This window comes from uncultured Methanobrevibacter sp. (assembly GCF_902770715.1).
GTDB lineage: Archaea > Methanobacteriota > Methanobacteria > Methanobacteriales > Methanobacteriaceae > Methanocatella.
In genome coordinates, this window is sequence record NZ_CACXTS010000043.1 from 1 (window position 1) to 9,401 (window position 9,401).

Consider the following 9,401-nt stretch of genomic DNA (forward strand, 5'->3'; position numbering starts at 1 on the left):
GCTACCCATTTTAAGAAAAATAAAGCTGATGTTGTAATTGTAGGACATTCCGCACAGGAAATTTATGAAGAAATCATTACAAAAGAATTAGTTACAAGAATGGAGCATGCGGCCTATTTAGGTTCGGAACTTCAAAAAGCAGAAATTGCTATGATTACCGGAAAAGAATATGTTCAGGATTTTGAATTATTCAAAAATCCTGATGAATTTAAAAAATGAATCTACTCAAGGTCTGATAAGTCGTAGGTTTCTTCGCTTTGTCCAGCTTGACTGGATGAGTCAGATGAACTTGATGAAGAACTCTCTGAAGATTGTGAAGAACTTGAATCACTGCTGGAGTCTTGAGAACCGGATTGACTTTGAGAATCACTGCTACTAGCACTAATGTATCCGCTGCTTCCGCTGGAGCTGGAGTAGGATGATCCTGAACTGTAATCGGAACTTGTGGATTCTCCTGTTTCAATATCAATAGTTTCGGTCGGAGTTGCATTTGTAGCATTTGTAGCGTTTGTAATGTTTGTGGTGAGATTTTCACTTTGAGTTCTATTGAATGTATATCCACTTTCAGTTATTATAAAAGCCACTGCGGCAGCTCCTAAAATAAGAATTATTAATGCAATTATGATAGCATTTTCTTTTTCCATGTTTAACCTCCTTATAAATTAATATTTATTTATATCGCTTTATACTTATATAGTTACATAACATTTAAATAAATTTAGATTAAATCTTATTTTATAACAAATTTTTATGAAGGTTTAGAAATTGCAAGTTGAAAACATCTCAATTAAAGATATTGACAAAAGTCTTTTGAATGCAAATTATGTTTCAAATAATGAAATTTCAACAACTTTATACCTGTCATTTTTACTTGGAAGGCCAATGCTTATTGAAGGCCCTCCTGGAGTTGGAAAGACTGAACTGGCAAAGGTGGTTGCTGAAGCTTTCGATAGGGACTTTTTCAGGATTCAATGTTATGAAGGTATTACTTTTGAGCAGATTGTCGGCGAATGGAACTATCAAAAGCAATTGCTTCACCTGGAAGCAGCAAAACAGGATTCCAACAGGGAAGATAAGATATTTGATGAAGAATTTTTCATAAGAAGACCGTTGCTCAATGCGTTCTTAAATGAAAAGGATTCCGTTTTACTGATAGATGAAATAGATAAGGCCGATGAAGAAGTGGAAAGTTTTTTACTCCAAGCATTGGGGGAGCAGGAGATTACCATCAATGATTTGGGGACATTCCAGTTACACAATGATTTGATTGTGATTTTGACTTCCAACTCACAAAGGTCTTTACTTGATGAAACCAAGGACAGATGCTTATTCTTATATATTCCTTATCCTACTGTCGAACGTGAAATCGAAATTGTAAAATCCAAAATACCTGAAGCGGACGATGAAACAGTTTCTGCTGTTGTGAAGTTAGTTCATGAAATACGTAATCTTAACTTGATGAAAAAACCATCCGTGAGAGGTACTGTCGACTGGGTAAAATCAGTATCTAATTTGGGAACTAAAAATCTGGATGAATCCTTGGAAAACAGTATAGGCGTAGCTATTAAAACAGAAAGCGATAAGAAAAGAGTCATTAAAGATATTTTCAACAGAAGATAAAATGATTAATAAAATAGCAACCTTGTCAGCCCAGCTTAGAGAAAAGGGTTTGCCGGTAAGCATAAGAAGCACACAGTCTGCGGTGCGAATTTATATGGACTTGGGTGATGAGGATAGGAACTTATTGAGAACAGCCCTGATGGCAGTTTATGTTAAGGATAAGTATGACATTCCTAAATTCAATAAGGTATTCGATGAGATTTTTAAGGAGCCTACTCCTGAGGAGCAGATAAAGAAACAGATAAATAAGAGCACTTCATATAAGTCCGGTCCGAAATCCAATAAATACATTATCAAAAAACAGAACACCCTTGGCCAAAAGCTCAGAAAGGAAAAAATGACCAATAAGGAGTTGAAGATGCTTTCAGGCCAACCTCTTTTAGATGAAGCCAAAAGGCTTGAAAGAGATGGGGAATTAATGAATAAAGATTTAACCAAGTTAAACAGATTTGACCCAAGAATGCTTGAAATCTGTCAAAGATTAGGTAAAAGAATTGCCAACAAACGGTCTCGAAGAAAAATGCTAACCCATTCAAATAAAATAGACATGAGAAGAACCATAAGGGCAAATCTAAAATATGGCGGAGTCCCATTGGAACTTGTAAAGGCAAAGCCAAGACCTCATAAAAATGAACATTTATTCCTGAATGACATTAGCGGATCATGCGAATGGATAAGCAGCTGGTTTTTCATGCTTATGTTTTCAGCGCAAACAGCATTTAAAAAATCCAGAACTTTTGAATTTGACAACAAGGTTATTGAAACCACTGATGCCTTAAAAGAGGAATATCTCATAGATTCTTTCGTTAAAGTAAGGGACATGAGAGTTAGGCACATGATGGTTCATGGAACTTCCGACATGTATTCCGCATTTAAGGGTTTCATGAATCAAGCTAAAATCAACAACAAATCTTATATTATCATATTATCAGACTGCCGTGATTGGGCAGGGCCTAAAGTAAACGGAATTCCTGCAAGTGTTGAGCTTGTCGAGGAAATGGTAAGGGAAGCAAAAAAAGTCATTATCCTAAATCCCGAAGAGAGAATGAAATGGGATATTGTAGACAGTTGCGTATCGTTATATGAAGAGGCAGGAGCGCAGGTCTTTGAAGTGAATACATTAAATCAGCTTGCGCACTTTGTAGAACAGATGTAGGTAGTTATTATGCAATGCAGTAAATGTGGCAATCCTAAAGTTATTATTAAAAAAGAGCAATCTGGACAGCTATTATGCAAAGATTGTTTCATCGAATCGATTGAAAAGAAAGCTATTAAAACAGTTAGAAAAGAAAAATTATTGGATAAGGGAGATAAGGTTTTAGTGGCACTTTCAGGTGGTAAGGACAGTGTAACCACTCTTGAAATTTTAAATACTTTTCGTGAAATGCACATCATTGACCTTTGTGCAGTCACTGTTGATGAGGGAATTGCAAATTATCGCCAGGAAGGTGTTGATATTGCAATCAGGCATGCAGAAAGATTGGGCATAGAACATAAGGTCGTTTCACTAAAGGAGGAATATGGCATAACCTTGGATGAGATCATGCAGAGGGACAATCATAAGGGCTCATGCACCTACTGCGGAGTGTTCAGAAGAACAATCATTAATAAGGCAGCTCGTGAGATGGGTGCAACAAAAATAGCGACAGGACATAATTTGGATGATGAAGTTCAAGGCATAATGATGAATTATCTTGAAGGAAATACGGATAATCTGACAAAATTGGGTGCAAAGACAGAATCAAAAGCAAAAGAATTCACCGTTAAGATAAAGCCCTTGCGTGAAATTCCCGAACGTGAAATCGGTTTGTATGTTGTTGCAAAAGATTTGGAAGTTCACTTTGACAGCTGCCCGTATGCCATGCAGTCATTCCGGGGGGAAGTTTCAGAAGTCATCAATCAACTTGCTGAAAAGCATCCGACAATAAAGTATTCCACATTGAGGGGTTATGATAAAATTAAAGGTGCATTAAAAGAAGAATTTAAAAAGGACTACTCCCATGGAAGATGCGTCAGATGTGGGGAGCCTTCAGCAAATGAATTGTGCAAGGCATGTTCATTTTTAGAAGAATTAGGATTATGATATCATGTCATTTGTTTTAAAATATAAAAATTTAGAAGAAGAAAGAGAAATACCTAATGAAAATTATTCGATTAAAGATTTACTTAATGATCTGGAGCTGTCCGCTCAGACCATCGTCTCCAAACAGAATGGGGAATTGGTCATTGAGGATACAGTGATACAGGAAGATGATGAAATTCAATTAGTTCAAATAATTTATGGGGGTTAATTTTGAAGGTAAGCTATGAATGTGGGCCTTGCTTTTTAAGACAAGCCAAAGAAGCTCTTGATTTATCAACTGATGATGAAATGCTTAAAATGGAGATAATGGGCGAAATTTTCAAATTTTTAAGCGAAAACTTTAAGGAAGGAACCAATTCTAACAGTACAGGTTCCACAATGCATAATTTCATCAAAGAAAGAACAGGATGCAGAGACCCCTATTTTAAGGAAAAAATTGAAGGAAATGAAATTGCTTTAAAATATCTGCCGGATGTTAAGAGAATATTGGAAAAGGACGACAGCTTGGAGAATTATGTAAAAATAGCAATCATTGGAAATATTCTAGATTTCGGCGCATTTACTTTAGATGACGACATTGAATCAGTGATAAGAAGCTCTCTTGAAAAGGAATTGGCAATTAAAGACATTGACGAATTTGAAAAATCGCTAAAAAGCAATGATAAAGTATTGTATCTGGTTGACAATACCGGTGAAATAGTATTTGACAAACTGCTTCTGGCAAAAATTAAGGAATATGGATTGGACATTACAATTGCCGTTAAATCCGAGCCTATCTTAAATGATGCATGCATGAAAGAGGCATTGGATGCGGGGCTTGATGAATTTGGACAAATTGTTGAAATAGGTGCCGGAACTGTAGGTTATGTGGATAGCAAAATATCAGATGAATTTAGGGAAATTTTCAACAGCCACAAATTCATAATTTCCAAGGGCATGGGTAATTATGAAGGGTTGACTGAAATAGACCTGTCCGATAAGGAAATTTTCTTTTTGTTATGTGCCAAATGCAAAACAATATCCTGGGATATCGGAGTAAATTTACATGACATGCTGCTTTTTAAAAGATAATCAAGTGATATCATGATAATAGGATTTATAGGGTTTGGAAAGGTTTCTGAAAATATTCTGAATTTAATAAAATCCGAGGATATTACATTCATCACATCAATTGAAAACAGATCCGAGAAAACTGTTGAAAACATTAAGAAATGTGAAATTGAAGTTTCAGACACTTTCAAATCAGTTGCGTTAAAATCGGATGTCATCATATCTGCCAACTCTCCCAAAAATGCATTAACGGTTGCCAAGGAATATGGCAAATATGTTAAGGGAATCTATTTGGATTTAAATAATATTTCTCCGGACACCACCTTGGAGATTAGCAAGCATGTTGATAATTTTGTTGATGGGGCAATTATAGGTAAAATCGATTCCGAAAATCCAATTTTGTATATATCCGGTGAAATGGCGGATAATCTTCTGTTTTTAAACGAATTCATTGAAACTAAAAAAATCAGCGATAATATTGGTGATGCAGCTATTTTGAAACTGCTCAGAAGCTGTTATACAAAGACATTGTCTGCAATTTTAATTGAATCCACAGAAATTGCAAAGTCCCATAATCTGGAAGATGAATTTTTTGAGATAATGTCTTTAACTGAAGGAGAGGACTTCAGGCAAAAGTCTCTTTCAAGGATAAAAAATACATTAAATAGTTCTCAAAGAAAATCTGAAGAGCTTGAAGAGATAATAGATTATTTCAATGAAAATGAGTTGACAATGGTTAAAGCAGCACTTGAAAAACTTAGCCGATAACCACTTTAACTTTAAACCCTTTTTTAGCTTTTTTTATACTTCCATTTACGGGAATAAAATGGGAATCCATGATATATCTGAGATAGGTCACTTCAATTGCAGGAAGTCTTAGGTTGGTTTTGATTTTCTTGCCTTCGCTTTTAAACTGGACTGAAATTTTCCCGTTTTTATCAACATATAAATCGGTTTTCAAGCCTTCCTTTGTTATTTTAGTTTCGAATTTAGTCAGGTTCAAGCCGGCTTCTAGAATTAAAGGAGCATTTACCTCAATGTTATTGCTTCTAAATTCATCATTGGCTTCCCGTGCGCTGACTCCTTTTTCACCTTCACTTGCAACATACCAAGCCCTATCGATGACTCTCTGAACTTTCTGATTATCTGGAATTACTCCTTGTGCTTCATAGCTTTTCATCAAATCCATTACTTCTTTTTTGCTAACTTCCATTTCGATGGAACTGATTGCTAATCTTGTCATCACAGGACCATAATCAGACCTTCTAAAAACAGCCCATATTGATTCGGGGTCTCTGTAAACTCTTCTTTTAATAATTTCGTTAATAGTATTTCCATTGAGATAAGCTATTTTTTCAAGGTTTCCTCTGGAATAGGTATTCATTCTTTTATAAATGTCATCCCAGTTTCTATCACCCGGGACTCTTCCAGCATCAATTTCCCTTTGAAGAATTTCAACGGTTGTTTCCGGAAGCAAGTTCTTGATATCTTTGGAGATAACCATATCGTTATCAATGATGGATTGTCTGATTAATCTTCCGGAGTATTTATCCTTATTAAATTCCTTAACAACATGATATTTTAGTTTGGATCCCAAAAATTCATTAATTGCATACCACCTTATTTCATTTCTATTGGTGTAGCTTTTCGGCATCCCTACAAAGTTTCCTTCATCAATAAATTTCTGGGCTTTTGATTTGATTTCATCCAATGGAATGCTTGCAGAGGTAATGTAATCAGTAACGCCGTCATCAATCATTTGCTTAAGCCTAATTGGAACACTATATGATAAGACCAGCCTATGGTGAAGGCCTTCAAATGATTTTACATCATCAGCTCCTAAAGCCAATGCCATTTCGCGACGCGCTTCAAAATTAACAAAAAAGGGAGCATGGTTTGCGCTGAAACCCTTGTTAAGGTAAACCACTACTTTCTTATCTTCCTTGTCAGCTATTTTCCTAGCTTCCTTTATTAATTTTTCATGACCCTTATGGACCGGGTCAAAATCTGCACTAATTCCAATCAATATTAACACCAAAAAAAGAATAGGATAGATTATCTATCCATTAATTTCAATATACCGCTTACCACTAGCCATATTCCGATTAATGTTCCAAGAATAATTGGGTTTGAGATATAAGTTCCAAGAATTATGTATAATAAACCAAGCACGATTCCAGCTATTCCAATATAAAATCCATATCTTGAGTTACGATTATTGATTAATGAAGCAACAGCAACAATAATCAGCATTATTCCTGCAAGATAAAGTGAAATCTCGGTTAAAAATCCGAGAAGTGCTGGGTTGAATATTAAACATATACTTAATAACAACAGCAAAATCCCTAAAATCAAATCAAGTATCGCTCCGCTGGTATTGTAGTCTATTATGGTTACTCCTATAACCAGCAAATAGATGGACATTAGCAATACTGATAATCCAATTAAGGAACTAACTCCAATAACTCCCATTATTGGAAAGATGATAATTATTAATCCAAGAAGTATGGCAAGTAAACTAACAAATTTAGTTTTCATATTTTCCTCCTACTATTAATTAATCCTTTTAATTATATTAATATAATGGGATATGTTTAATCTCAACAGTTGAGTTATTCATATCTGAATTATTTATTTCAGCCAACCATTCATTCTTGCAATCACATTCATATTCTATTTTGCTTTGAGTTAAGTTGTTGGCTATTATCATATGTTTTAAATCTTTATTACATTTTTTACAATTGTATGGGCCACGTCTGGATCCGAATCCTGAAGTGTCTAAAAGTGCAGGTATATCTAATTCGTCACGAACAGTATTTATGATTTCAATACATGACCAAATCCAAGGCGGCTGGTAAGCGCCTTTTCTCCAGAATCTTTCAATCACTGTCCCTCCGTGAATTGTGGCAGGGCAAAATGAAAGCCTGTCAACACCAATTGAATTACAGTAATGAGCTGTTTCAATTGCTTCGGCTATTGCTTGAGATTCAGATACGAGAATTGGCTTTACAAAGATATATGCTTTTGATTTTAAGTTGTAACCTTTTGTTTCTTTTAGATTCTGCATTAATTCAACGGCATTTTCAAAGTCGTCACGGGTAAATCCTTTGTTGATTTTTTTAAGCCTAGTGTAATCGTTTGATGTTTCAAGACCAATGCTCACTTCAAATAATGTGTCTCCAATGATTTCACATATTTCATCCAAATATTCTTCTTTGACATATTCTGGTCTGGATTCAACAATAATTTCTGTGACATTGCCCAGGTCCATTAAGGTATGAAGTATCTCATCACGGGCATCTTTTGGAAGCTCATATGGATTTAAGAAACTTCCTGAAGCAAATAATTTCACGGAAATTTTATCTTCTTCAGCTATCGGATGTCTTGATAGATGTTCATGAAATATTCTGAGAATTGTTTCGGTATCAATAGGTTCTAAGGTACAGTCTGAAACATAGCTGCACATTGTACATCCGCCACTATCACCAAGCGCCCAGGAACAGCCGGGTGTTGGTAGTATAATGAATAATGTTTTTGCAACTCCATCATATGTCAAATCATCATTATACCAACTTGCTCCGACTTGTTCTGGGGTTTTCGGATCTTTTCTCTCAAAGGCTCTTTGCCTTATTTCTTTGGTTAAATTTTCAATTTCCATTATAATACCAGCAATATAATAAATGTAATATTATATTATTGGACTTTTTTATAATTAAAATTTTGTTAAAAAATAGTTGTTGTTAAGTTGTGTATAAAATTATTGAAAAAATAAAAAAAGAAAAGAAGTAAGCAAGTTTAGAAACTTGCAATTACGTCTCCTAATAATTTAATGGATTCTTCTACGTTTTTACCAACAGGAGATCCTGCTACGTATTGAGTTACACCCATTTCAGCTAAGCCTTCGATTTTTGGAATGAACTCATCAGGAGTACCACATACTGAGAATGCGTCGAGAGCTTCGTCAGTTACAGCACCGATAGCTCCACCGAAGTCACCTTTAGCTAAGAATTCACCCATTTGAGTGTTGAATCCTTCAGGTAATCCGTGTCTTTCGATAACTGGAGGTGGGGATCCTGCTGCAATAAATGCAACTACAATTTTAGCTGCGTTTTTAGCTGCTTCAGAGTCAGCACCAATGGAAGTTGCAGTGTATGCACCTACATCAAATTCTTTGTCTCCACCAGCTGCTTCAATACCTTTTTTAATCATAGGCATAGCTGCTTCGTAATCTTTAGGGTTGGAAGCGTTAATTAATACACCATCTGCGATTTCTCCAGCAGTTTCTAACATTTTAGGTCCTTGAGCACCCATGTAAATAGGGATGTGTTCTTGAACAGCTTTTGCTCCACCTAATGCTGCGCCGCCTTCGGTTTTTTCTCCAGCTAATAAAGTGTTAATGTCAGCGATTGCTGCTTTAATAGTGGATACAGGTTTTTCCCATGCGATTCCTAAAGCGTCGAAAGTTGCTTTGTCACCAGGACCGATACCGAAGGTTGCTCTTCCTTCTGAGATTTCGTCAATAGTTGCGATTGCAGAAGCAGAGATTGCAGGGCTTCTTACGTATGGGTTGGTTACACCAGGACCCATTTTAATGGTTTCAGTTTCAGCTGCAATTAATGCTAAGGTTTCGTATACGTTTTTGTTGTTG

At 35.6% G+C, this 9,401-nt stretch carries 12 protein-coding genes; 7 read left to right on the forward strand and 5 right to left on the reverse strand.

Annotated features, from left to right (window positions below; genetic code table 11):
• A partial coding sequence (locus QZU81_RS09600; RefSeq protein WP_295591535.1) for a DUF4346 domain-containing protein occupies positions 1-219 on the forward strand: 219 nt, incomplete at its 5' end.
• A gap of 2 nt (positions 220-221) precedes the next feature.
• Here QZU81_RS09600 and QZU81_RS09605 read toward each other — a convergent pair.
• A complete protein-coding gene (locus QZU81_RS09605; protein WP_295591536.1) occupies positions 222-644 on the reverse strand; it encodes a hypothetical protein in 423 nt (140 codons plus the stop codon).
• Between the two features lie 121 nt (positions 645-765).
• Here QZU81_RS09605 and QZU81_RS09610 point away from each other — a divergent pair, with 121 nt between their 5' ends.
• The 6 genes from QZU81_RS09610 to QZU81_RS09635 are packed head-to-tail and all read left to right on the forward strand — an operon-like array spanning position 766 to position 5,521.
• Entirely contained in the window at positions 766-1,620 is an 855-nt protein-coding gene (locus QZU81_RS09610) for a MoxR family ATPase (protein ID WP_292849963.1), read from the forward strand.
• 1 nt (position 1,621) lies between these two features.
• Positions 1,622-2,776 carry a VWA domain-containing protein gene (locus QZU81_RS09615; RefSeq protein ID WP_295591537.1) on the forward strand — a complete coding sequence of 385 codons (1,155 nt, stop codon included), beginning with the start codon at positions 1,622-1,624 and terminating at the stop codon, positions 2,774-2,776.
• Between the two features lie 9 nt (positions 2,777-2,785).
• On the forward strand, positions 2,786-3,703 hold the full coding sequence (locus tag QZU81_RS09620; protein ID WP_292827697.1) for a TIGR00269 family protein: 918 nt from the start codon (positions 2,786-2,788) through the stop codon (positions 3,701-3,703).
• Positions 3,704-3,707: 4 nt separating this feature from the next.
• Complete coding sequence (locus tag QZU81_RS09625) at positions 3,708-3,911, forward strand: MoaD/ThiS family protein (protein ID WP_292827700.1); 204 nt, start codon at positions 3,708-3,710, stop codon at positions 3,909-3,911.
• Positions 3,912-3,913: 2 nt separating this feature from the next.
• Positions 3,914-4,774 carry a DUF89 domain-containing protein gene (locus QZU81_RS09630; protein WP_295591538.1) on the forward strand — a complete coding sequence of 287 codons (861 nt, stop codon included), beginning with the start codon at positions 3,914-3,916 and terminating at the stop codon, positions 4,772-4,774.
• Positions 4,775-4,786: 12 nt separating this feature from the next.
• Positions 4,787-5,521 carry an NAD(P)-binding domain-containing protein gene (locus tag QZU81_RS09635; protein ID WP_295591539.1) on the forward strand — a complete coding sequence of 245 codons (735 nt, stop codon included), beginning with the start codon at positions 4,787-4,789 and terminating at the stop codon, positions 5,519-5,521.
• Here the strand turns inward: QZU81_RS09635 and QZU81_RS09640 are convergent.
• The 4 genes from QZU81_RS09640 to mer all read right to left on the reverse strand — a co-directional run.
• Positions 5,511-6,788 carry an adenylyltransferase/cytidyltransferase family protein gene (locus QZU81_RS09640; RefSeq protein ID WP_295591540.1) on the reverse strand — a complete coding sequence of 426 codons (1,278 nt, stop codon included), beginning with the start codon at positions 6,786-6,788 and terminating at the stop codon, positions 5,511-5,513. The two genes, QZU81_RS09635 and QZU81_RS09640, sit on opposite strands and share 11 nt — an antisense overlap.
• A gap of 20 nt (positions 6,789-6,808) precedes the next feature.
• Entirely contained in the window at positions 6,809-7,291 is a 483-nt protein-coding gene (locus QZU81_RS09645) for a DUF308 domain-containing protein (protein ID WP_295591541.1), read from the reverse strand.
• A gap of 37 nt (positions 7,292-7,328) precedes the next feature.
• Positions 7,329-8,411 carry an archaeosine biosynthesis radical SAM protein RaSEA gene (locus QZU81_RS09650; protein WP_295591542.1) on the reverse strand — a complete coding sequence of 361 codons (1,083 nt, stop codon included), beginning with the start codon at positions 8,409-8,411 and terminating at the stop codon, positions 7,329-7,331.
• A gap of 137 nt (positions 8,412-8,548) precedes the next feature.
• On the reverse strand, positions 8,549-9,401 hold an 853-nt coding region (gene mer / locus QZU81_RS09655), incomplete at its 5' end, for a 5,10-methylenetetrahydromethanopterin reductase (RefSeq protein WP_295591543.1).

What these genes read in the sequence shown, in the direction of transcription:
- QZU81_RS09605 (WP_295591536.1), bottom strand. Translation starts at nt 644, where the DNA reads ATGGAAAAAGAAAATGCTATCATAATTGCATTAATAATTCTTATTTTA.
- QZU81_RS09615 (WP_295591537.1), top strand. Translation starts at nt 1,622, where the DNA reads ATGATTAATAAAATAGCAACCTTGTCAGCCCAGCTTAGAGAAAAGGGT.
- QZU81_RS09620 (WP_292827697.1), top strand. Translation starts at nt 2,786, where the DNA reads ATGCAATGCAGTAAATGTGGCAATCCTAAAGTTATTATTAAAAAAGAG.
- QZU81_RS09625 (WP_292827700.1), top strand. Translation starts at nt 3,708, where the DNA reads ATGTCATTTGTTTTAAAATATAAAAATTTAGAAGAAGAAAGAGAAATA.
- QZU81_RS09635 (WP_295591539.1), top strand. Translation starts at nt 4,787, where the DNA reads ATGATAATAGGATTTATAGGGTTTGGAAAGGTTTCTGAAAATATTCTG.
- QZU81_RS09645 (WP_295591541.1), bottom strand. Translation starts at nt 7,291, where the DNA reads ATGAAAACTAAATTTGTTAGTTTACTTGCCATACTTCTTGGATTAATA.
- QZU81_RS09650 (WP_295591542.1), bottom strand. Translation starts at nt 8,411, where the DNA reads ATGGAAATTGAAAATTTAACCAAAGAAATAAGGCAAAGAGCCTTTGAG.